The sequence below is a fragment of the Psychroflexus curvus genome (genome assembly GCF_020164585.1).
GTDB classification, from domain to species: domain Bacteria; phylum Bacteroidota; class Bacteroidia; order Flavobacteriales; family Flavobacteriaceae; genus Psychroflexus; species Psychroflexus curvus.
In genome coordinates this window covers 331,643-353,154 of record NZ_JAIQZF010000003.1, presented here as the reverse complement: position 1 = coordinate 353,154, position 21,512 = coordinate 331,643, and the positions used below count along the sequence as shown (strand labels likewise).

The following is a 21,512-nucleotide window of genomic DNA, read 5'->3' as shown; positions in this document are numbered from 1 at the left end:
TTAAAGCGGCATCCCAAAATAATTGATGACTCCAAGTAAAATCAGGACTATACCCGCAAATACTTGGATATAATTTCCGCTTTTATTTTTGATAAACTTACCTGTCTTAAGTCCAATAAAGGAAAACAAGCCAGAAAAAAAACCAATAAAACCTGCAAGTTTCAGAGGATTCACCTCCCCAAGGCCGAGACTAAAACCCACCAACAAGTTATCTAAACTAAGACCTAAGGCAATCAATATTAAACCTTTTATAGAAATGATATATTCCAGAGTGTTTTCTATTTCTTTTTTAGTTTTTGAAAAAGAAAAAATGACATATACACCAAGGCCAACCAAAATCAAACTTCCTATAAAATCGGCATAATTTTCTATAAATAAACTTACATATTGCCCCATAAACAAGCCTACGAGGGGTATGGTAAATTCCACAAGTGTAAAAATCAGAACTATTCTTAAGTGATATTTACTAATGTCCAAAGCTCCCAAACCAAAGGCAAAAGAGAGATTGTTTGAGGCAATAACGATTCCGAGAAGTATAAGATTAATCGTATCCATTTTTCAAATTTAAGGTCTTCTTCATTTAACAAAAAACAATACAGAAGATATTAGTTCGTAACATTCTCAAGAAAATCCGGCGCAGTAGACCATCGCTTTTGAAATAAAGTACATCTGTCCTACTTATATCAGTGAATAACTTCAAAGTTTAAACGCAAAAAACCCCGAGTGGCTCCTCGGGGTTTTCATGCACTAACATTACTAAGATTTCAGGTTTATCGCAATCGGTCCACAGATTTTACAAGATCTTCGTCCTTCTTGATAGCCTTGTTGGCCAGAGCAATAAAAACGATAGATAGTATAGGAAGAAGCATCCCAATACCCTTCTCCGAGATATCCATCTCTCCAGGTAAATTTAGCGTCCAATACGCGAAAACACCTACTAAAACAAAGTTCAATATGATATTAATTCGTCCAAGAACGAATTGACGTTTTCTTTTTTTAAATGAAAATAAACTTATGATTGAAATAAGAACAGATAATAAAAACAAAGATATAGCTACAGGTTGAGATAAAGCATAAATTTCCACATTTTCTGAAGTTAGCCACAAGGGAAAATAAAAACTAAGCACTCCATTGAGCAAAATAGCAACAACCAGGTAAAAGCTTTGGATTCTTTGTATCATTTCTTAAGTATTGAAAAGCAAAAATAATAGAATATTTAAGAATTGATATTCATAAATAAAATAAAGTTGTATTATTGCAATGTCTTCGGACTTGCGCTTTCCTAAGCGTTTAAAAATCATCAATTTAAATTCGAATCTCCCTCGAAACTATTTAATTTCAAAAAATATCAATGTTAGAAATTATTGAACTAAAGTCTAGAAAACTTTCAGACTTACAAGAAATTGCAAAAGAATTGAAAGTTCCAAAATTTAGAAGTCTTAAAAAATTAGACCTCATCTACCAGATTTTGGACTATCAAGCTGCTAATCCTGAAAAGATGAAAGAAATTCTTAGCAAAGAAAATGAAGGACAAGCTTCTACTCCTAAAGAAAACTCTTCGGATACTGATTCTCCTCAAAAACAAAAATCGGCAGAACCATCTAAAGAAAAGAACTCTGGTAAAGAAAATCAAGCTTCAAAAAAGCCTCGAAAAAGAGTTCAAAAAGGAGAGCCTAAAAAAGCGCCTAAGAACCCGTTCGAGTCTAGCGATAATTTAAAAGAAGAAGCTAAACCAAAACCTGATGAAACAGATAATTCTCAAGCGAAACCTTCTCCAAAGTCTGCTCAGAATAAAAAGCCTGCTCAGGAAAAGAAGCCAGCAGCCAAGCAAACACAACAGAATAAAGAACCTAAAGAAAAGAAGGTTCCTCAACATAACCATCCTACTAAGGATAACACCAAAAACCCTCCTGCTCAGAAATCTCAAAATCCAAAACAACAACATCCTAAATCCAGGAATGAGAATAAGTCTAGCGACAAAAATGGAAACAGAGACAGCCGTAATAAGTACAAAGATCCAGACTTCGAGTTTGATTCCATCATCGAAAGTGAAGGCGTTTTAGATTTAATGCAGGATGGCTATGGATTTTTAAGATCTTCAGATTATAATTATTTATCGTCTCCGGATGATATTTATTTGTCTCAGTCACAAATTCGTCTTTTTGGTTTGAAAACTGGTGATACAGTTCTTGGTGAAGTAAGACCCCCAAAAGAAGGAGAGAAGTATTTTCCTTTGATTAAAATAAAAAAAATAAACGGATTAGATCCTAAAATCGTTAGAGATCGTGTTTCTTTTGAGCATTTGACCCCACTTTTCCCTCAGGAAAAGTTCAAATTAGCTGAAAAGCAAAGCACACTTTCTACAAGAATCATCGATTTGTTTTCACCTATTGGAAAAGGACAAAGAGGTATGATTGTTTCTCAGCCAAAAACTGGGAAAACCATGTTGTTAAAAGATATTGCCAATGCAATAGCGGCTAACCACCCTGAGGTTTATCAAATCGTTTTATTGATTGATGAGCGTCCGGAAGAAGTTACAGACATGCAAAGGAATGTAAGAGGTGAAGTGGTTGCTTCTACATTCGACAAAGAAGCTCATGAACATGTGCGCGTTGCCAACCTAGTTATAGAAAAGGCCAAGCGTCTGGTAGAGTGCGGTCATGATGTTGTCATCTTATTAGACTCTATCACGCGTCTGGCTAGAGCTTACAACACAGTTCAGCCTTCCAGTGGTAAAGTGTTAAGTGGTGGTGTAGATGCTAATGCACTACATAAGCCAAAACGATTCTTTGGTGCTGCCCGTAATATCGAACACGGTGGCTCACTGTCTATAATAGCAACAGCATTGACAGATACAGGTTCTAAAATGGACGAAGTTATCTTTGAGGAATTTAAAGGAACGGGGAATATGGAGCTTCAACTGGATAGAAAAATTGCCAACAGAAGAATTTTCCCTGCTATCGATTTAACTTCATCCAGTACAAGACGAGACGATCTTTTACTCGGTGATGATCAAATTCAGAAGATGTGGATCATGAGAAAATACTTAGCAGATATGAATCCTATAGAAGCTATTGAATTTCTAAATCAAAGAATAAAAGACACTAAATCTAACGAAGAGTTTTTAATGTCCATGAATGGATAAGATTTTTTCTTCAACAAAAAAATCCCCATTAGAGAAATTCTAATGGGGATTTTTAATGTTTAAAACTCTGTAAATTCCCTCCTATCAAACTTAGTTTGAATTATGGTATTTAAATATTCGGCTTAATCTTATTTTATTTAAAGTTCTCTGTTTCTGAATATATTCTTTATAGCCACAAAGCAGGAGCGTGACGCCTGTCTGCAGACAAAGTCAGGCCAGCGCTAGGTGGAAAGAGGTTAATATCCAATCTTACAATATATGTTACTCAATAAGCTCTAAAGGATATATTCACAATATAGCCTAAGAAGAAGCCAAAATTCGTAGTGATTAAAATTCAATAACCACAAATTTATTGAAAAATATTTTTGATTCGCAAGGTTAAATAAATCTAACTTTCAACAACCTTAGGTTTTCTTGGCTCTCCAACAATATTAACATTGATCACTTTATCAGCTTTGATAAGTTTTTTATGGCTACTACTGGACAAATTCCTGATGTAGACTTTTTTGCCATACCTATGATAGCGTTCGGTCAGTTTATTTAGAGCTTCTATTGCCGACATATCAGTAACTCGACTTTCAGTAAAATCTATCATGACTTCATCAGGATCATTTGCCACATCAAATTTTGAATCAAATACTTCAGTTGAACCAAAAAATAAAGGGCCAAAGATTTCATAGTGTTTGATACCTTTATCATCGACGTATTTTCTGGCTCTAATTCGTTTTGAGTTTTCCCACGCAAATACCAGTGCAGCAATAATAACACCAACTAAAACAGCAAGCGCTAGATTATGTAAGAACACAGTAACAATTGCAACCAGAACCATCACTACAATGTCTGCTTTTGGAAATTTATTGAATGTTCTCAAACTTGCCCATTCGAAGGTTCCAACAGCTACCATAATCATAAGTCCTGTTAAAGCAGCCATCGGAAGTTGTTCTATTATACCTGATCCAAATAACACAAAGGCCAAAAGCGAAACAGCAGCCACAATACCAGACAATCTTGCTCTAGCACCATTTGAAACGTTGATCAAACTCTGACCTAACATCGCACAACCACCCATACCAGAAAAGAAACCAGAGAAGATATTTGCAGCACCTTGAGCTACGGCTTCTTTATTACTTTTTCCACGTGTTTCTGTGATTTCATCTACGATATTTAAAGTCAATAAACTTTCGATGAGACCAACACCAGCAACAATAGCTGCATAAGGTAAAATCAACATAAAAGTTTCCCAAGTGTAAGCAATATCAGGAATATTAAATGGTGGGAAACCTCCTTTTATAGAAGCTATATCTCCAACGGTTTTAGTGTCGATACCAAAACCTATAACCACACCAAACACCACAAGAATGGCGACTAAAGATGCAGGGATAACTTTGGTCAATTTGGGTAAACCCCAAATGATAAGCATGGTTAGTAGAACCAAACCTAAAATTATGTATAGAGAATCGCCAGTTAACCAATTACCATCACCGTCTTTAAATTGATCGAGTTGGGACATAAAAATAATAATAGCCAAACCATTCACAAAGCCAAAAATCACGGGGTGTGGAACCAGTCGCATAAGTTTACCAAGTTTTAAGACACCAGCCAAAAACTGAATAATTCCGGCCAAAATAACCGTTGCAAAAATATATTCAGGTCCATGACTTACAGCTAATGCGATTATCACAACAGCTATGGCACCAGTAGCACCAGAAATCATACCTGGTCGACCACCAAATATAGAGGTGACAAGTCCGACAACAAATGCAGCATATAATCCAGTGAGCGGAGATAAACCTGCAATAAGAGCAAAAGCCACAGCTTCTGGAATTAAGGCTAAAGCAACAGTCAAGCCTGACAAAACTTCATTCTTGTAATCTACTTTTTGTTTAAAATCGAATAAATTAATTAACTTTTTCATCTGTTTGTTTAAAATTTAATAATCTCTGTGTTGAATTACAGTGAGAAAAGAAGAATACTAAATCCTGCTATAAACTAACGGTAATATGTTTTGTTAAAGTTTGCAAATGTAGAGGATAAACTATAACAAACAGAGTAATAATTACTTTTTTTTAATCTAAACAGACAAAATCACAAACAGCTAGTATTCAGTTGTTTATTTGCCTTTGATTTTATTTAAAGGGCTGATGATCTCAATATCCTGAAATTGAATTGCGGCTTTAACGATGGAGTTGATTGACTCCTGTAAAGCTTTGATGATATGGGATTTCAATTCATTCTTATGATGAACCAAACTTATCTCTCGTGAAGGATACGGTTTTTTAAAAAATTTGACATTTTTAAGCTTGCCTTCTTTTAAGTCTAGAGTATGTAAATAAGGCAATAAAGTCATTCCCAGGCCTTCATCAGATAATTTGATAAGGGTTTCAAAGCTCCCGCTTTCCAGATAAAATTTACGCTGATCAGGCAGATTTTGTACACTCTTGCACAGATTAAGGATATTGTCTTTAAAACAATGTCCGTCTTCCAGCAAGAGCACTTCGTCCACATCTAAATCTTCGGCTGTTATGTCCCTGGTAGTTGATAATCTATGTTGTTCCGGAATATAGGCCATAAATGGCTCGTAATAAAGAGGTTTTTCCTTTATTTTTTCATTTTCCAGTGGAGTGGCAGCAATACCTGCGTCTAAATGTCCATCGATAAGTTTCTCTATGATAGCTTCTGTATGAAGTTCTTCGATCTTTAAATTGATTTTAGGATACTTCTTGACAAAATTTCTTAGAAACATAGGGAGCAAAGTCGGCATAACTGTTGGAATTATTCCCAACTTAAACTCGCCACCCACAAAGCCTTTTTGCTGATCGACTATATCTTGAATTCGTACGCTTTCGTTGACAATATTTTTTGCCTGTTCAATTATTTTCTCACCTACCGGAGTTAATTTGATTGGTTTTTTGCTTCTATCAAAAATCTTTACGTTCAATTCTTCTTCAAGCTTTTGAACCTGCATGCTTAAAGTAGGCTGTGTGACAAAAACCTTTTCTGAGGCTTTGGTGAAATTCTTATACTCAGCTACTGCAAGCACATACGTAAGTTGCGTGATAGTCATTTTTCATGATTTGTCTCAAAAATACAAACTATTAGAGAAGCATATAACTCTATAAGCTGTTATTATGATTTAATGAAGAGAATATTAATAGGGATCAACATTTGTTACCACTTTAATAGACCTGAATTGAGCTATAGATTTAAACTTATCTACACCTTTTTTTACGTAAGATTTGGTTTTAGCTAAAGATTGCTCTTGTGGTATTTTGATCAGAATGTTCTTGTGATATTCATTTCTAATCCGTGATATCCCTGGAAATTCTGGTCCTAACACATTGGTTGTAAAAATTTGTCTGTAATACAGGGCAAGCCAGTCTGATGCTTCATTAAGTTTATTCAAGTCTCTGGATTTGAAGCTGATTTTTATCATTCTAAACAAAGGGGGATATTTGAAATGCCTTCGTTCATCCAATTGTTCCTTAAACATTTCATTATAGCTGTTGGTTGTTACCTGCTGTAAAATTCTATGGTAGGGATTATAAGTTTGAATTAGAACTTGTCCTTGTTCCGCTGTTCTCCCAGCCCTCCCTGCTACCTGGACCAACAATTGAAAACTCCTTTCATGTGCTCTAAAATCTGGAAAGTTCAGTAAACTATCCGCATTCATGACTCCTACAAGCTTGACATGTCTAAAGTCCAAACCTTTGGTCAGCATCTGAGTTCCAACCAAAATGTCTATTTCTCTATTTTCAAAAGAAGAGATTATTTTTTCATAAGCATACTTTCCCCTAGTGGTGTCCAGATCCATACGTTTAATCACTTTATCTTCAAACAGCGAATTCAATTCAGTTTCGATTTGTTCTGTCCCAAAACCTTTGGTCGTTACATCGGTGGAGCTGCAGGCCATACATTTGGTTTGCATAGCGATATGGTACCCGCAGTAATGACACCTCAATGTGTTATTGTGTTTATGGTAAGTTAAACTCACATCACAATTGGGACATTGGGGAGCATATCCGCAGGTATTACATTCTAAAATTGGTGAATATCCCCTTCTATTTTGAAAAAGGATGACCTGCTGACCTTCCTTCAGGGTCTCCTCTATAGCATTGATGAGGGTTTCAGAAAAATGACCTGTCATCTTATGTTTTCTCTGCTGATCTTTCAAGTCGACTAATTCTACTTTTGGAGGAACAACATCCCCAAACCGCCTGCTGAGTTGCGCATAAGCATATTTACCTTGTTTTACGTTATAGAAGCTTTCGATACTTGGAGTCGCTGTTCCCAATAAAGTTTTCGAATCGAAAAGTGAAGCTAACACAATAGCCGTATCTCTGGCATGATAACGAGGAGCAGGATCAAATTGTTTAAAACTGCTCTCATGAGACTCATCTATCACAACCAATCCAAGATTTTGAAACGGTAAAAAAATTGAAGATCTCGCGCCGATTACAATTTTCCCTTTTGTATCCTCGAGGATGTGCCTGTAAACCTCAACTCTTTCATTAACGGAGTATTTGCTATGATATACCAAAACCTCATCCCCAAAATAATCTTGCAGACGCTGAATAAGCTGCGTGGTAAGTGCAATTTCTGGTAATAAATAAAGAACTTGTTTACCTTCCTGGACTGCCTTTTCAATCAACTTGATATAAATTTCAGTTTTTCCAGATGAGGTAACACCCTGCAACAAGCAAACAGGAAGCTCCTCAAAGCCTTCTTCAATTTCTTCTAAAGCCTTGGTTTGATATGCGTTAAGAGTGATTGTATGTGGAGATGAGTCTCCGTCGTATTGAATTCTATCTTTCTTTATGTAATACTCTTCAAAAATCGATTTATCTACCAATGCTTTGACCACCGCATCAGAAACACCGGCTTCTTCTTTAAGAACTTTAGCAGAAATTGGTTTTTGAGTCTGAGCTTTGAGACTAAGCAATTTCAATAAAGCCTGTTTTTGCTTTTTGGCTCTTTCAAGACCTTCTAAAAGATGTGGGAGTTCCATTTCAGAACTATAGTGATCGGCAAGTTTAATATATTTTTGTAGTTTAGGCTTATACTGTCTGTTGAGCTCCTGATTGATAAGAATCAATCTTTTTTCAGCCATAGCATTGATGACTGGAAAAATAGCCTTTTTATCCAGAATGAGAGTGATTTCGCTTATTTTCAACAAGCTTTGTTTCTGAAGTGCCTGAAGAATTAGGTATTCGCTATCATTTAAATTTTGATCCTCATCTATTAAGGTAAGGTCAAAATCGGGATGAGGTTCAATAACAGTTTCGCTTTCAATCAAAAGCGCACTTGGCAATGCAGACCTTAAAATTTCTCCTTCTGTGCAAAGATAATAGCCTGCCATCCACCTCCAGAGTTTGAGTTGATGTGCTGAAACTGTTGGTGTTTTATCCAGTATTTCCTCTATAGGCTTAGCTTCGTATCGCAGCGGGGGTTTGGCGTGAATATGAGCAACAATGCCTGTATACACCTTTCTTTTGCCAAAGGGAACAGCCACTCTCATACCTGCTTCTATAAGTTCACGTTCTTCATCTGTAATTGAATAGGTAAACCTTTGGTCTAAGGCTAAGGGGACAATGACATCGATATAGAAAGGCATGAAAATAATGTATTATGATTTAATCCTCAATTCTCTTCCATTCCTGAGTTCTGTAAAAAAAGGCTACATAACCTCTCACCATCAAGGTATTGGGTTTATCCTCTTCAACCCAAATCTTGGCATCGTAGGTTTTGCCGTTTTCGGGATCTGTTATTTTACCTCCAATGTATTCATCACCATCTTTTGTAAGATTTTTCAAAATAACCATTCCTTCTACTTTTTGGTTTTTTAAATCACCTTTACATTCTGTACAACGTATATCTCTTTTATCTTCTCTTAGAATTCTTTTAATTTTCCCGAATACCTCTCCGTCTTTCTTATAAATTTCAACAATAGATTTAGCAACTCCTGAATCATCATCTATCGTTTTCCATTCTGAAAAAACTTCCTGAGAATAAACAAGGTTTCCATAAAGGAAACCTATAAAAAAGACTAAAAATCTCATGATTTATATATTTAACATGCCTTTCATCAGGTTCTTATCTGCCGGCTTATCACAGAACCATATCCCGAATAATACTTTTTTAAAATCTAAACCCTCGATAGTACCTAATTCTTTTTTATTTTTGAAAACAACCACGCCTCTTGCAGGTATATAAGTGATATCAAAGACATCATTTTTGGTAATTTCTTCAGAAAAGAAGGATTTAAATTTATCGATTTTTACTCTAAAAGCTTTCATATTGCCTTCTGTAGAATTCTCAAAGCCATCTTCTACAGCAGAACTCATTTTGTCACTGGAAATTAACCCGGACACGATATGAAGTTTAATGACCATTGGAGCATCTGCATTCATAACTTTTTCAGCATCATTCATTTCCTTGGCAGTGTAAAGCCCTCCAGCATACATGTCCATCCAAAATTTCTCTCTCACTCCAGCTCCATTAAGGCTTAATTGGGTTTCACCAATTTCATAAGTAGTTGGAAGTTGAACTCCTGCAATTTCAGTTTGGGCAAAAGAGGTCGTAGCCACAAATAAAGCTACAATCATAAAAAAGGTTGTTTTCATAAGTTTAATTTTTTAAAGTTTGAGATTTTTGTTTAAGATTATAAAGTGACCCATTTAATTCAAAACCCAGTAAAAGGATATTTGAGTTCAACCAAATATATAACATGAGTATTAATAAGGCACCAATAGAACCATATAGTTTATTATAAGCACTAAAATTTTCTACGTAAATGGAAAACAGATAGGTGGTTAGTATAATTAATATTGTTGTAAAAAATGAACCTAAGGAGAAAAACCGGGTTTTCTTACCTTCTTTAGTGCCGAAGTAATACAAGGTAGAAATTCCAAATACCAGTACAAGAATTAAAATCGCAAAACGGCCATATTTAGCAAGCAAAAGGGAATCTCCAACAACGCCTATACTCTTAAATTGGTCAATAAGAAAACTCAAGTAAACCGTTGCTATAACTGCTATTAGTAATAAAACGGCAACAATAATAGCGACTCCTACAGCAACCATATACTGTCTTATAATCGTTCTGTTGATTTGGGTGTGATAGGAAAATTCAAAGCTTGTGAAAATAGCGTTTACCCCATTGGACATCAAAAAAATAGAGAGTAAAAAAACAAAAGAAAGCAATCCAGCTCTAGGGTTGTTTGCAATGTCATAAAAAATATCCTGAAACATGCCAGAAGTCTGCGGGGGGAGCAGGTCTTCGAGATAATTGAGTAATTCTTGCTGAAAATTATCGATAAACCAAACGAATGGAATCAAATTCAGAATAAAAAGTAAAAAGGGGAAAATAGCCATGAAAAAACTAAAAGCTATGGCGCTTGCTCTGGTAGAAAACGTTCCTTTTATAATACCCCGTGTATATAAACTGAACAAATCGTAAAGCGTAAATCCCTCGCAACCAGGCAGGTCTTTCTGATTTAACCAAAAAGCAATTCTAGAAATTACCGGGATTTTTTTGAGTGTGTCGCTAATTTCAGCAGCCATCTTATACAGCTTTTAGGCTTAGGTCGAAATTATAAACCGAATGCGTGAGCGCTCCGCTGGAGATAAAATCGACTCCGCATTCGGCATAGTTCTTGGCATTATTCAAAGTAATGCCACCACTGGATTCTGTATAACATTTCCTGCTGATAAGCTCTACAGCGGCTTTGGTATCTTCAAAACTAAAGTTATCAAGTAAAATTCTATAAACCCCATCAGATTGTAAGATTTCTTTGACCTCTGAAAGTGATCTTGCTTCCACTACAATCTTCAAATCTAATCTATTGTCTGCAAGATAACTTACTGTTTTTTGTATGGCTTTTGATATGCCTCCTGCAAAATCAATGTGGTTATCTTTTAGCATGACCATGTCATACAAGGCGAATCTGTGGTTTTCACCCCCTCCAATTTCAACTGCCTGTTTTTCCAAAGCTCTAAAACCTGGTGTTGTTTTACGCGTGTCCAAAATTTGAGTTTTAAATCCTTCAAGCAAGCTGGAAAACTGATGAGTTTTTGTGGCAATAGCACTCATGCGTTGCATGGCATTTAGCACCACTCGCTCTGCTTTTAATATAGACTGGCTAGAACCGGACACATAAAAAGCAATATCATCGTGAGTCATGATATCCCCGTCTTTCATAAGTACTTCCACTTTCAAAGAGGAATCCACATAATCAAAAACCTGCTTCGCAAAGTCGACACCAGCCAAAACCCCTTCGTCTTTTACAAGTAATTTAGCTTTGCCTGTGGCCTCCTTTGGAATACAAGCTAAACTAGAATGATCTCCTTCGCCTACATCTTCTCTTATCGCATTCTGAATAATGATTTGTATTTCTTCTGCCAATCGCTTTTCGCTAATCATTTGGTTCTCTATTTTTGTCTCAAACAAAGTTAAACTTTTTATACAGATGACCATCACCTTAATCCTCGTTGGCAAAACAGATAATCGCCATTTGGATGTCTTAATCCATGATTACAAAAAGCGACTGTCGCATTTTGTGAATTTTAAAATCTCCATTATTCCTGATCTCAAGAAAAGAAAAAATATGGAGTTTGAGCTGCAAAAAGAAAAAGAAGGAGACCTTATCTTAAAACAGATTTCAACCTCGGATTTTGTTGTACTTCTTGATGAAAATGGCGATGAATACACCTCAACCAAGTTGGCGAACTGGCTACAAAAACGCATGAATTCTGGTCTTAAAAATCTTGTCTTTGTCGTTGGCGGCCCTTATGGGTTTTCCCCGGAGGTCTATGCCAGAGGCGATCAAAAATTATCGCTTTCCAAAATGACATTTTCTCATCAAATGATTCGGTTGTTTTTTACCGAACAATTGTATAGAGCCTTCACCATTTTAGGGAATCTTCCTTACCACCACGAATAAAAAAAGCTGACTTACATCACATAAGCCAGCTTCTCCCTTAATTTTAAATTCAATGACTACAAAATCAGCATAGCATCGCCGTAAGAGTAAAACTTATAATTTTCTTTTATCGCTTCTTTGTAGGCTTTTTCCATCAAATCATGGCCTGCAAATGCGGAGATCATCATCAATAAAGTAGATTTTGGCATGTGGAAATTGGTAATCATGCAGTTGGCTATGCTAAAATCGTGAGGAGGAAAAATGAATTTATTAGTCCATCCATTGTATTCATTCAATCTGTGATTGGAGCTTACAGCACTTTCCAACGTTCTCATCACTGTAGTCCCTACAGCACAAATTCTTCGTTTTTCAGATTTCGCTTTGTTGATAATGCTGGTCGCTTTGCTGTCAATCATTATTTCTTCACTGTCCATTTTGTGTTTAGACAAATCTTCAACTTCTACCGGGTTAAAAGTACCTAAACCAATGTGCAAAGTCACTTCTGCAAAATCAACCCCTTTAATTTCAAGGCGCTTCAAAAGGTGTTTTGAGAAGTGAAGTCCTGCCGTAGGCGCAGCAACAGCACCCTCATTTTTGGCATAAATCGTTTGGTAACGCTCAGCATCTTCCGGGACTACATCCCGTTTGATGTATTTAGGAAGAGGCGTCTGACCTAGCTCTGTCAATTTATCTCTGAAATCCTGGTAAGACCCATCATAAAGAAAACGCAATGTTCTCCCTCTGTTGGTCGTATTGTCAATAACTTCGGCGACCAGGCTTTCGTCTTCTCCAAAATAGAGTTTGTTTCCAATTCTTATTTTTCGTGCAGGGTCTACAAGTACATCCCAAAGACGTGTTTCAGGATTGAGTTCTCTCAATAAGAAAACTTCAATTTTCGCTCCCGTTTTTTCTTTGTTACCGTATAATCTTGCTGGGAAAACTTTGGTATTATTGAACACCATGACGTCTTTTTCGTCAAAATAATTAATAACGTCTTTAAACATTTTGTGCTCAATAGAACCATCTTTACGATTTACTACCATTAATTTGGCTTCATCTCTGTGCTCCGACGGAAATTCTGCCAAAAGGTCATCAGGTAAAGTAAATTCGAATTGTGAAAGTTTCATTCCCATAATAGTCTTGTTTTTTTAAAAGTGTGCAAATATACGACCGCGAGATAGGCGTTGTCAAGTAATTTATAGTTTATTTACCTTTATGACAGGTCAATCGCTGTCTTTACTGGATACCCAGCACATTCATTTTCTCCCAAAAGTCTGGAAAAGACTTGGACACCACTTCAGGATTCAAGATTTCCAAATCGGTTTTTATAGCTAAAGGCGCAAAGGCCATAGCCATCCTGTGATCCTGATAGGTTTCTATCTTTACTTCTGAATTTAATCCCGAACCTGGTTTTAAATGTAAAGATTCATCGGTTATAATTACCTCAGCACCAAATTTTTCAATTTCGGTTTTAAGGGCAACCAATCTGTCGGTTTCCTTAACTTTTAGGGTATGAAGGCCAGTTAAAAAACACTCAACACCTAGTCCCAAACAGCTTACTGCAATCGTCTGTGCCAAATCCGGGGTGTCATTGAGATCCAATTCGATTTTTTGCGGAAGTTTAAAATTTTCAACTTTTGAAAGTTGAATCAATTCTTTTTTGAACTGAGTTTCAATTCCAAAAAGCTTATAAAACTCTGCGACCTTAGAATCGCCCTGAAGACTATCCTTATAAAAAGTAGAGATCTCCATTGTTCCAGACTCCATTAGTGCTAAACAGCTATAAAAATAAGATACCGAACTCCAGTCAGATTCTACAGAAATTTGAGTGGGCTGAATCTGTCTTTTGGGAAAAACCTTGATAGAGTTAACTTCAAAATCAACCTGAACTCCTACAGATTCAAGAGCCTGAGCGGTCATCTTCAAATAAGGCTTAGAAGTGACTTTGGATTCTAAATTTATAGTCAATCCGTTTTTTAACGATGGAGCGATAAGCATCAAAGCTGTAATGTACTGACTGCTCACGTCTGCTGAAATGGATATGTGTTCTTTCTGAAAGGATCTTCCTGAAATTTTCAGAGGTGGAAACCCTTCATTTTTTACGAATTCAATTGTTGCACCCAAATTTCTAAGGGCTTCCACCAAAATACCAATTGGTCGTTCCTGCATACGCTGACTTCCCGTAAGCACAAGTTCAACCTGAGGAAGAGTGGATAAGTAGGCCGTTAAAAATCGCATAGCTGTACCTGCGTGATGAATATCGATTTCTTTGGTTTCTTCAAGTGGTTTTGACAGCGCTTTTTGAAGAACCTGAGTGTCATCGCTATTCGACAATCCCTTCAACTCTAAATTTGAAAATAAAGCTGCCAAAATAAGATATCTATTGGAAATACTTTTGGAACCCGTAATATCAAATTGAAAATACTCTGTTTTAGGAAGTGAAAATCTTAGTTTCATTGAGCATCATTTTTTTTGATGTTGCCTCTAAATTTTAAATAAGTCACTACAAAACCATAAACAAAACCACTCATTATGTTAGCGACAAAAAATCTCAGCAGATTTTCTTGAGATAATCTGTTTTCAAAGTACGCTGACCATTCAAAATCATAGGCAAACCAAAGGTCGACGATGTTGTATATGAAAATAAACCCAATGGCTAAAATAGTAACAGATCGCCAGAAGCCTTTAGTAGAAATTACGCGTTGAAACATTTAGTTGAGTTTTTTATTATTTTGATGACGATCGTGATCGCGTTTTGTTTTTATGTCCAGTTTCTTATCGAATGCTTGTTGCAAATCGATACTTGTTTGGTTTGCCAAACATAAAACAACAAAGACTACATCTGCAAGTTCCTCGCCCAGATCTTTAGACTTATCGCTTTCTTTTTCGCTCTGCTCCCCGTAGCGTCTGGCAATAATCCTTGCCACTTCCCCTACTTCTTCTGTAAGTTGAGCCATATTGGTAAGCTCATCGAAATAGCGTACACCATGTTCTTTTATCCAGTCATCTACTGCAAGCTGAGCGTCTTTTATATTCATGTGTTATGATTTTATATACTGTGTTATACCTTTTGCTTTGAATCTAAGATAAAAGTGAGTGGCCCGTCATTTACAGAAGCTACTTGCATATTGGCTCCAAATCTTCCGGTCTGAATATTGGCTACCAAAGTACTTTTTAAAGTCTCTATAAAATCCTGATAAAGCTTTTTGGCTAACTCAGGCTTGGCAGCATTTGTAAAGCTTGGGCGATTTCCTTTTTTGGTGGAGGCGTAAAGTGTGAATTGACTCACTATTAGAAATTCACCCTCTATATCCCTGATGTTCAGATTCATCTTCCCCTCTTCATCAGAAAAAATTCTTAAGTGTGTCACTTTTTTGACCAACCAATCGATATCCTCTTGTTTGTCTTCATCTTCAACGCCTAAATAAATCAAAAGTCCCTGATGAATACTTCCAGCAATTTGGGTATCGATTTCAACTGAAGCTTTTTTTACTCTTTGTAGTATTATTCTCATTTTATCTTAAATCTTGATAAGGGTCCTTTCTGAAACTTTCATCCTCCTCACCTTCTAAAATCTGTAAATAACTTTTATATCTTGAATAAGCTATCTCATCTTCAGCAAGAGCAGCTTTTACAGCACATTTAGGTTCATCTATGTGAATGCAGTTATTGAATTTGCAGTGTGTTTTGAGTTCAAAAAATTCTGGAAAGTAATTGTCAAGCGAATATTTATCGATATCGACAACCCCAAATCCACGTATGCCTGGTGTATCTATAATCTGACCTCCAAAATGCAATTCGTGCATTTCTGCAAAAGTTGTAGTATGCTGCCCTTGCCGATGTTGCTCGGAAATTTCTGAAGTCTTGATATTCAAACTAGGTTCGATTGAATTCACCAAAGTAGATTTTCCCACACCACTGTGGCCAGCAAAAACACTTACTTTATCCTTCATCAGTTCTTTTACCTTATCGATATTTTCGCCTGTTTCTGCAGAAATACCAATACAGGTATAACCAATATTTCTATACAATTCTGCGAGAAATTTCATCTCTCCAAATTCTTCAAGGCTGTAAGCGTCAACTTTATTAATCAATAAAACGGTTGGAATGTGATATGCTTCTGCAGTGACCAGGAACCTATCGATAAAGGTGGTACTTGTAGGTGGATTATTGTGTGTAATGAGTAAAAAAGCTAAATCAATATTTGCGGCAATAATGTGAGTTTGCTTAGATAAATTCACCGATTTCCGGATGATGTAGTTCTTTCTGTCGTAAATCTCCTTGATGATGCCGATTGTCTCGTCCCCTTTTTTCTCGGTGTCAATTTCCACATGATCCCCTACTGCCACGGGATTCGTGCTTTTAATACCCTTTAGCCTAAATTTACCTTTTATCCTGGAATTATAAATCTCTCCATCCTCAGCTTTTACGTAATACCAACTTCCTGTAGATTTATAAACAACAGCTTTCATAAGTTAGGTTTTGAAGGGGTTAGAGTTTTCATTATTGACTTATAATTTTATGCTGATGCGCAATAGATTCTTCGTGTATGGCTTTGGTAAGACGTTCTACAAAATCTTTGGACAACTGCTGTTTTTCTCCTTCCAGGGTTAGCTTGTTCAATACATTATTCCAGCGTTCAGGCTGAAGAATAGCTACATTGTTTTCTTTTTTCAACTCACCAATCTCATCGGCAACACTCATGCGTTTCCCTAAAAAGTCGATGATTTGATTATCGATAATATCGATTTTAGACCTTAAGACGTTCAGCTTCTCGTTGAACTCTCCGGCTCCATGTTTTTTTCTGATTCGCAGGTCAATAGTCATCTGCTTCAAATACTCCGGAGTGATTTGCTGTGCTGCATCGCTCCAAGCTTTGTCTGGCGTATGATGCGTTTCCACGATCATACCATCATAATTGAGATCCAAAGCGGTTTGGCAAATATCAAAAATTAAATTTCTGGCCCCTGCGATATGAGAAGGGTCCACCAAAATAGGTAAATCAGGGAATCGGTTTTGTAAATCGATAGCGATTTGCCATTCTGGATTATTTCTGTATTTTATTTTCTCATAAGTTGAAAACCCTCTATGAATAACTCCGAGATTTTTGATGCCAGCAGCATAGAGCCGCTCAACACCTCCGAGCCATAGAGCCAGATCTGGATTTACGGGATTCTTCACCAAAACAATTTTATCGGTTCCTTTCAGAGCATCTGCAATCTCTTGTACTATAAACGGGCTTACAGTACTTCTGGCGCCTATCCACAAGACATCCACATCTGCCTTAAGCGCAAGATCTACATGAGTTTTATTGGCAACTTCAGTAGCGATCATCAGTCCGGTTTCTTTTTTAGCTTTTTTGAGCCACTCAAGCCCGATAGCTCCAACGCCTTCAAAATTTCCAGGTCGGGTTCTTGGTTTCCAGATTCCTGCACGCATAACCGTAGCGTCGGAGTCTTTAAGTTGATGAGCTATATCGAGTACTTGCTCTTCAGTTTCAGCACTGCAAGGGCCAGCAATAACCAAGGGATGATCCAGATTCATCTCCGTTAACCAATTTCTTAGTGTTTTATCATTTTCCATGGCTACAAAATTAACTTTTAATGTCAGATAAAAAAAGCCATTTCACTTGCTTTTAAAGATGAAACAGACATTAAAAAAAAAATTAATACAAATCTATTCTGAATTTGTAAAGAGATATAATTTGTATTTTTGAGCAAAAGTTTCAAGATGTCGATTGAAGTTAAGTCCATTTCAAAGTCATATAAAAACCAACTTGTCCTGAATGATATTAATTTCAAGATGTCAAAAGGTGAAGTTGTGGGCTTGCTGGGACCAAATGGCGCCGGCAAATCTACCCTAATGAAAATTCTGACGGGTTTTATTAGCCAAAATTCTGGTGAAGCCAGCATCAACGGATTGAAATTGACAGAAGCCAAAACCGATATTCAAAAACAAATCGGCTATTTACCAGAGCACAATCCAATCTATCTGGAGATGTACATTAAAGAATACCTTAACTTTCACGCTAAGATTTTTAAAAGTCCAAAAGAAAGAATAGATACGGTTATAAAGCAAACCAAGCTCACCAAGGAAATCGACAAGCGAATTTATCAATTATCCAAAGGCTACAGGCAACGGGTTGGCCTGGCAGCTGCCTTGCTTCACGATCCGGATATCTTAATTCTCGACGAACCTACTACCGGCCTGGATCCTAACCAGCTTATCGAAATACGGGAATTGATAAAATCTATAAGCAAAAATAAAACCATCCTTTTGTCAACTCACATCATGCAGGAGGTGGAAGCGATTTGTGACAGAGTCATCATTATTAACAAAGGTAAAATTGTTTCTGATAAAAAACTAGAAGACCTCAACGACCCCTCTCAACAAGTCATTGAAGTTGAATTTAATTACAGAATTGAAGAAGTTGCGCTGAAGGAAATAGGCAAGGTAATCGACATCAAAAACACAACAGGCTTTAAGTATGAAATCATTTTTAACACAAGTGTGGATAAGCGTTCAGACGTCTTTGATTTTGCCCATGATAAAGGCTTAAAAATAATTGAGCTTCACAAAAAAAACAAGAATCTCGAAAGTTTGTTTATCGATTTAACAAAGGAATCCTAGGTTGAAAATGAACTTTACATATCCTACCAATCCACTCATAAAAACGTCATCTCTCTTATGAAAAGAACTCTAAAATCCTACATTACTATTAGCTTAAAAGGTATAGGCATGGGCGCAGCCGATGTTGTACCAGGTGTTTCTGGCGGCACCATTGCTTTTATTACTGGTATTTACGAAGAACTGGTCACCACTATTGCCAATGTAGACTTAAGCCTCATCAAAACCTGGAGAAAAGAAGGTTTTGGAAACATGTGGAAGCAATTGAATGGGAATTTTATTTTGGCTTTACTCACTGGTATTTTTATCAGTGTATTTACCTTGATGAGGCTAACCAATTTTTTGCTCGAAACCTATCCAGTTGTGGTCTGGTCTTTCTTTTTTGGTCTGGTCATGGCTAGTGTTTGGTATGTTGGTAAACAAATTGATCGTTGGACTCTAAAGTTGACCGTCTTTGCGCTTATAGGCTTTTTCATCGCTTTTGGAATTACATTAATGACACCTGCTCAAGGCATAGACCATCCACTTTACTTTTTGTTATGCGGGGCCATTGCCATCTGTGCTATGATTCTACCTGGTATCTCTGGGGCTTTTATCCTTGTATTGATGGGAGGTTACAAAACAATTACGGAAGCCGTTTCAGAATTTAATTTTCAAGTGATTGGACTTGTGGGGCTCGGTGCTATAATTGGGATATTAAGCTTTTCCAGGGTACTGAAATGGCTTTTCAATCATTTTAGATTGATTACTTTGGCTATCTTAACAGGCTTTATAGCTGGTTCATTAAATAAAATATGGCCCTGGAAAAATATAATGGATTCTGAAATCATAAAAGATAAAGTTGTCATTTTGGACGAAACTTCTGTTTTACCTCAAAATTTTGAGGGGGATCCACAACTATTATTTGCAATCATTGCTGCTATTTTAGGATTTTTACTCATATTGCTTTTAGAAAAAGTAGCTGAAAAACAACCCCTTTCCAATGCAAAGCACTAGGACATTTAGTGATAAAATTTTCCTGTTTTTGAAGGGGCTTGCCATGGGAGCTGCCAATAAGGTGCCTGGTGTTTCAGGTGGAGTGGTTGCCTTTGTTGCTGGTTTTTATGAAGAGTTCATATACTCGCTTCAAAAAATAAACTTGAAGTCGCTCAAGCTATTGTTCAATGCCAGATTCAAAAGCTTTTTTCAGTACATCAATGCAAGATTCCTGGCCATTCTCATTCTGGGGATGGTGTTTAGTTATTTCAGTGTATCCAAATTATTGGATTACCTCATTCAGCATTACGAGTTATATGTATGGTCAACTTTTTTTGGTATGATATTGGGCTCGATTTATTACATAGGCAAAGATTTTAAAATCAGAACTATTCGAACTATTTTGTTTATTGGAATAGGTGTTGTGGCAGGGCTGAGCATAAGTTTCTTAAAACCCGCTACAGAAAACGATCACTTACTTTTTGTGTTTTTCTGTGGCATCATAAGCGTTTCAGGTATGACTCTGCCGGGTCTTTCCGGCTCATTTATTCTGATTTTACTTGGCAATTATGTTTTGTTGCTAGTAGATTCTGTCAACGCCCTTTACGACACATTAGCTGAAGTTGCTAAACTTGATTTCTCCTTTACTGACAACCCAGAAAGAATAAGACTTTTACAAGTTTTAGGTTCGTTCACTGCGGGCTCCCTCTTTGGTTTAGTCACCTTATCTCACCTCTTGAATTATGTGTTGAAATATTATAAAAAAATCACCTTTTCCATCATCATTGGTTTCATAACTGGAAGTTTGGGCGTAGTATGGCCATGGAAAGAAAAAGTGTTCAAAATAAATGAGGCAGGGGCAATTGCAAAAGATTCGAGTGGAGATCCTGTTTTAGATAATTATGTAAGATACTGGCCAGATCTAACTTCATTAAATACTTGGATGGCTTTCTCTTTTATTATACTAGGAATTTTAATAGTTTTAAGCCTTGCCTGGTACGGCAATTTAAGAAAAACAAAAAACATATGACAACCTACGGACTTATTGGAAAAAATATAGATTATTCTTTTTCAAAATCATATTTCAATACCAAATTCAACAATGAAGCAATCAAAGCTAAATACATTAATTATGATATTAAAGACATCAGGGAAATAAAACAAATTGTCGACAACTCGATAGAGTTGGCCGGACTTAATGTGACAACACCTTATAAAGAAGCAGTTATTCCTTTCTTAGATGAAATCGATTCTCAGGCAGAACGAATTGGTGCTGTAAATACGATAAAGATTGAAAACAAGAAAATGATTGGATACAACACTGATGTGTTTGGATTTACCAAATCTATTTTTTCCCTAATTGCACCTAATCATGACTCCGCATTAATTTTGGGAACTGGCGGAGCTGCAAAAGCTATAAGACATGCCTTAGTCTCCATGGGTTATCAAATCAATTTTGTGTCTAGGGATAAGGAGAAAGGTGATTTCACCTATGACGAATTAAATTCAGAAATTATAAAACGTCATCAGCTTATTGTCAACTGTACGCCCCTTGGCACGCATCCGGATGTCAATCAATTTCCTCCTATTCCTTATGAGTTCATCAACGAAGGACATTTGCTCTATGACCTTATTTACAACCCGTCAATCACAAGCTTTTTGGCTCAGGGAAGAGAAAATGGAGCGCAAATCATCAACGGAGAACAAATGCTTATAGCTCAAGCTGAAAAGGCCTGGGAAATCTGGAACGAGTAAAAAGGAACCCTAAATCCCCCTAGCCCCCAAAGGGGGAATTCTTGGACGTAAAATTTTAAATCTGTTATTTCAAATTTATATTTCCTTCAACC

Annotated in this window: 22 protein-coding genes; 6 read left to right on the top strand and 16 right to left on the bottom strand. The window is 36.5% G+C overall.

Going from position 1 to position 21,512, the window contains the following annotated elements; genetic code table 11:
* Both LB450_RS06055 and LB450_RS06050 read right to left on the bottom strand, forming a co-directional pair.
* Positions 1-555 (bottom strand): manganese efflux pump MntP, encoded by a 555-nt coding sequence (locus tag LB450_RS06055; RefSeq protein ID WP_224486961.1) that lies wholly within the window; start codon positions 553-555, stop codon positions 1-3.
* 215 nt (positions 556-770) lie between these two features.
* Positions 771-1,181, bottom strand: coding sequence for a DUF4293 domain-containing protein (locus LB450_RS06050; RefSeq protein WP_224486960.1), 411 nt, complete (start codon positions 1,179-1,181; stop codon positions 771-773).
* Between the two features lie 170 nt (positions 1,182-1,351).
* Here LB450_RS06050 and rho point away from each other — a divergent pair, with 170 nt between their 5' ends.
* Positions 1,352-3,145 carry a transcription termination factor Rho gene (gene rho, locus LB450_RS06045; RefSeq protein ID WP_224486959.1) on the top strand — a complete coding sequence of 598 codons (1,794 nt, stop codon included), beginning with the start codon at positions 1,352-1,354 and terminating at the stop codon, positions 3,143-3,145.
* Between the two features lie 388 nt (positions 3,146-3,533).
* Here the strand turns inward: rho and LB450_RS06040 are convergent, their stop codons facing one another.
* From LB450_RS06040 to nadC, 7 genes are all read right to left on the bottom strand, one after another.
* Positions 3,534-5,060, bottom strand: coding sequence for a SulP family inorganic anion transporter (locus LB450_RS06040; protein WP_224486958.1), 1,527 nt, complete (start codon positions 5,058-5,060; stop codon positions 3,534-3,536).
* Between the two features lie 195 nt (positions 5,061-5,255).
* On the bottom strand, positions 5,256-6,209 hold the full coding sequence (locus tag LB450_RS06035) for a hydrogen peroxide-inducible genes activator (RefSeq protein ID WP_224486957.1): 954 nt from the start codon (positions 6,207-6,209) through the stop codon (positions 5,256-5,258).
* Between the two features lie 84 nt (positions 6,210-6,293).
* Entirely contained in the window at positions 6,294-8,756 is a 2,463-nt protein-coding gene (gene priA / locus LB450_RS06030) for a replication restart helicase PriA (protein ID WP_224486956.1), read from the bottom strand.
* A 19-nt stretch (positions 8,757-8,775) separates the two neighbouring features.
* The gene (locus tag LB450_RS06025) at positions 8,776-9,201 is read right to left on the bottom strand and encodes a DUF2147 domain-containing protein (protein ID WP_224486955.1); all 426 of its coding nucleotides are present in this window, start codon (positions 9,199-9,201) and stop codon (positions 8,776-8,778) included.
* A gap of 3 nt (positions 9,202-9,204) precedes the next feature.
* Complete coding sequence (locus tag LB450_RS06020) at positions 9,205-9,765, bottom strand: chalcone isomerase family protein (protein WP_224486954.1); 561 nt, start codon at positions 9,763-9,765, stop codon at positions 9,205-9,207.
* A 4-nt stretch (positions 9,766-9,769) separates the two neighbouring features.
* The gene (locus LB450_RS06015; RefSeq protein ID WP_224486953.1) at positions 9,770-10,705 is read right to left on the bottom strand and encodes a YihY/virulence factor BrkB family protein; all 936 of its coding nucleotides are present in this window, start codon (positions 10,703-10,705) and stop codon (positions 9,770-9,772) included.
* 1 nt (position 10,706) lies between these two features.
* Positions 10,707-11,564: a carboxylating nicotinate-nucleotide diphosphorylase gene (gene nadC / locus LB450_RS06010; RefSeq protein ID WP_224487057.1), complete on the bottom strand. Its 858-nt coding sequence runs from the start codon at positions 11,562-11,564 to the stop codon at positions 10,707-10,709.
* 46 nt (positions 11,565-11,610) lie between these two features.
* Between nadC and rlmH the strand changes: the two genes are divergently transcribed.
* Positions 11,611-12,084: a 23S rRNA (pseudouridine(1915)-N(3))-methyltransferase RlmH gene (gene rlmH, locus LB450_RS06005; RefSeq protein ID WP_224486952.1), complete on the top strand. Its 474-nt coding sequence runs from the start codon at positions 11,611-11,613 to the stop codon at positions 12,082-12,084.
* A gap of 56 nt (positions 12,085-12,140) precedes the next feature.
* On the opposite strand, the gene queA is transcribed toward rlmH, so the two are convergent.
* The 7 genes from queA to LB450_RS05970 all read right to left on the bottom strand — a co-directional run bounded on the left by queA (position 12,141) and on the right by LB450_RS05970 (position 17,646).
* Positions 12,141-13,190, bottom strand: a complete 1,050-nt coding sequence (gene queA / locus LB450_RS06000; RefSeq protein ID WP_224487056.1) for a tRNA preQ1(34) S-adenosylmethionine ribosyltransferase-isomerase QueA — start codon at positions 13,188-13,190, stop codon at positions 12,141-12,143.
* Between the two features lie 109 nt (positions 13,191-13,299).
* Entirely contained in the window at positions 13,300-14,520 is a 1,221-nt protein-coding gene (gene aroA / locus LB450_RS05995; protein WP_224486951.1) for a 3-phosphoshikimate 1-carboxyvinyltransferase, read from the bottom strand.
* Positions 14,517-14,774, bottom strand: a complete 258-nt coding sequence (locus LB450_RS05990; RefSeq protein ID WP_224486950.1) for a hypothetical protein — start codon at positions 14,772-14,774, stop codon at positions 14,517-14,519. Before LB450_RS05990 ends, aroA begins: the two co-directional genes overlap by 4 nt.
* Positions 14,775-15,101, bottom strand: coding sequence for a nucleotide pyrophosphohydrolase (locus LB450_RS05985; protein ID WP_224486949.1), 327 nt, complete (start codon positions 15,099-15,101; stop codon positions 14,775-14,777).
* A 23-nt stretch (positions 15,102-15,124) separates the two neighbouring features.
* Positions 15,125-15,577: a D-aminoacyl-tRNA deacylase gene (gene dtd, locus LB450_RS05980; RefSeq protein ID WP_224486948.1), complete on the bottom strand. Its 453-nt coding sequence runs from the start codon at positions 15,575-15,577 to the stop codon at positions 15,125-15,127.
* A 1-nt stretch (position 15,578) separates the two neighbouring features.
* Entirely contained in the window at positions 15,579-16,535 is a 957-nt protein-coding gene (gene rsgA, locus LB450_RS05975; RefSeq protein ID WP_224486947.1) for a ribosome small subunit-dependent GTPase A, read from the bottom strand.
* A gap of 31 nt (positions 16,536-16,566) precedes the next feature.
* Positions 16,567-17,646, bottom strand: a complete 1,080-nt coding sequence (locus LB450_RS05970) for a bifunctional 3-deoxy-7-phosphoheptulonate synthase/chorismate mutase type II (protein WP_224486946.1) — start codon at positions 17,644-17,646, stop codon at positions 16,567-16,569.
* A gap of 147 nt (positions 17,647-17,793) precedes the next feature.
* Here LB450_RS05970 and gldA point away from each other — a divergent pair, with 147 nt between their 5' ends.
* Genes gldA through LB450_RS05950 form a run of 4 tightly spaced genes read left to right on the top strand, consistent with a single transcriptional unit; the run spans position 17,794 to position 21,420 of the window.
* Positions 17,794-18,693: a gliding motility-associated ABC transporter ATP-binding subunit GldA gene (gene gldA, locus LB450_RS05965; RefSeq protein WP_224486945.1), complete on the top strand. Its 900-nt coding sequence runs from the start codon at positions 17,794-17,796 to the stop codon at positions 18,691-18,693.
* Positions 18,694-18,750: 57 nt separating this feature from the next.
* Complete coding sequence (locus tag LB450_RS05960) at positions 18,751-19,686, top strand: DUF368 domain-containing protein (RefSeq protein ID WP_224486944.1); 936 nt, start codon at positions 18,751-18,753, stop codon at positions 19,684-19,686.
* Positions 19,673-20,695 carry a DUF368 domain-containing protein gene (locus LB450_RS05955; protein WP_224486943.1) on the top strand — a complete coding sequence of 341 codons (1,023 nt, stop codon included), beginning with the start codon at positions 19,673-19,675 and terminating at the stop codon, positions 20,693-20,695. Before LB450_RS05960 ends, LB450_RS05955 begins: the two co-directional genes overlap by 14 nt.
* Entirely contained in the window at positions 20,692-21,420 is a 729-nt protein-coding gene (locus LB450_RS05950; protein ID WP_224486942.1) for a shikimate dehydrogenase family protein, read from the top strand. The genes LB450_RS05955 and LB450_RS05950 overlap by 4 nt, the downstream gene beginning before the upstream one ends.
* The last annotated feature ends 92 nt before the right edge of the window (positions 21,421-21,512 follow it).

Bases quoted from the DNA above. Each gene is read 5' to 3' on its own strand.
- LB450_RS06055 (WP_224486961.1), bottom strand. From the start codon at position 555: ATGGATACGATTAATCTTATACTTCTCGGAATCGTTATTGCCTCAAAC.
- LB450_RS06050 (WP_224486960.1), bottom strand. From the start codon at position 1,181: ATGATACAAAGAATCCAAAGCTTTTACCTGGTTGTTGCTATTTTGCTC.
- rho (WP_224486959.1), top strand. From the start codon at position 1,352: ATGTTAGAAATTATTGAACTAAAGTCTAGAAAACTTTCAGACTTACAA.
- LB450_RS06040 (WP_224486958.1), bottom strand. From the start codon at position 5,060: ATGAAAAAGTTAATTAATTTATTCGATTTTAAACAAAAAGTAGATTAC.
- LB450_RS06035 (WP_224486957.1), bottom strand. From the start codon at position 6,209: ATGACTATCACGCAACTTACGTATGTGCTTGCAGTAGCTGAGTATAAG.
- priA (WP_224486956.1), bottom strand. From the start codon at position 8,756: ATGCCTTTCTATATCGATGTCATTGTCCCCTTAGCCTTAGACCAAAGG.
- LB450_RS06025 (WP_224486955.1), bottom strand. From the start codon at position 9,201: ATGAGATTTTTAGTCTTTTTTATAGGTTTCCTTTATGGAAACCTTGTT.
- LB450_RS06020 (WP_224486954.1), bottom strand. From the start codon at position 9,765: ATGAAAACAACCTTTTTTATGATTGTAGCTTTATTTGTGGCTACGACC.
- LB450_RS06015 (WP_224486953.1), bottom strand. From the start codon at position 10,705: ATGGCTGCTGAAATTAGCGACACACTCAAAAAAATCCCGGTAATTTCT.
- nadC (WP_224487057.1), bottom strand. From the start codon at position 11,564: ATGATTAGCGAAAAGCGATTGGCAGAAGAAATACAAATCATTATTCAG.
- rlmH (WP_224486952.1), top strand. From the start codon at position 11,611: ATGACCATCACCTTAATCCTCGTTGGCAAAACAGATAATCGCCATTTG.
- queA (WP_224487056.1), bottom strand. From the start codon at position 13,190: ATGAAACTTTCACAATTCGAATTTACTTTACCTGATGACCTTTTGGCA.
- aroA (WP_224486951.1), bottom strand. From the start codon at position 14,520: ATGAAACTAAGATTTTCACTTCCTAAAACAGAGTATTTTCAATTTGAT.
- LB450_RS05990 (WP_224486950.1), bottom strand. From the start codon at position 14,774: ATGTTTCAACGCGTAATTTCTACTAAAGGCTTCTGGCGATCTGTTACT.
- LB450_RS05985 (WP_224486949.1), bottom strand. From the start codon at position 15,101: ATGAATATAAAAGACGCTCAGCTTGCAGTAGATGACTGGATAAAAGAA.
- dtd (WP_224486948.1), bottom strand. From the start codon at position 15,577: ATGAGAATAATACTACAAAGAGTAAAAAAAGCTTCAGTTGAAATCGAT.
- rsgA (WP_224486947.1), bottom strand. From the start codon at position 16,535: ATGAAAGCTGTTGTTTATAAATCTACAGGAAGTTGGTATTACGTAAAA.
- LB450_RS05970 (WP_224486946.1), bottom strand. From the start codon at position 17,646: ATGGAAAATGATAAAACACTAAGAAATTGGTTAACGGAGATGAATCTG.
- gldA (WP_224486945.1), top strand. From the start codon at position 17,794: ATGTCGATTGAAGTTAAGTCCATTTCAAAGTCATATAAAAACCAACTT.
- LB450_RS05960 (WP_224486944.1), top strand. From the start codon at position 18,751: ATGAAAAGAACTCTAAAATCCTACATTACTATTAGCTTAAAAGGTATA.
- LB450_RS05955 (WP_224486943.1), top strand. From the start codon at position 19,673: ATGCAAAGCACTAGGACATTTAGTGATAAAATTTTCCTGTTTTTGAAG.
- LB450_RS05950 (WP_224486942.1), top strand. From the start codon at position 20,692: ATGACAACCTACGGACTTATTGGAAAAAATATAGATTATTCTTTTTCA.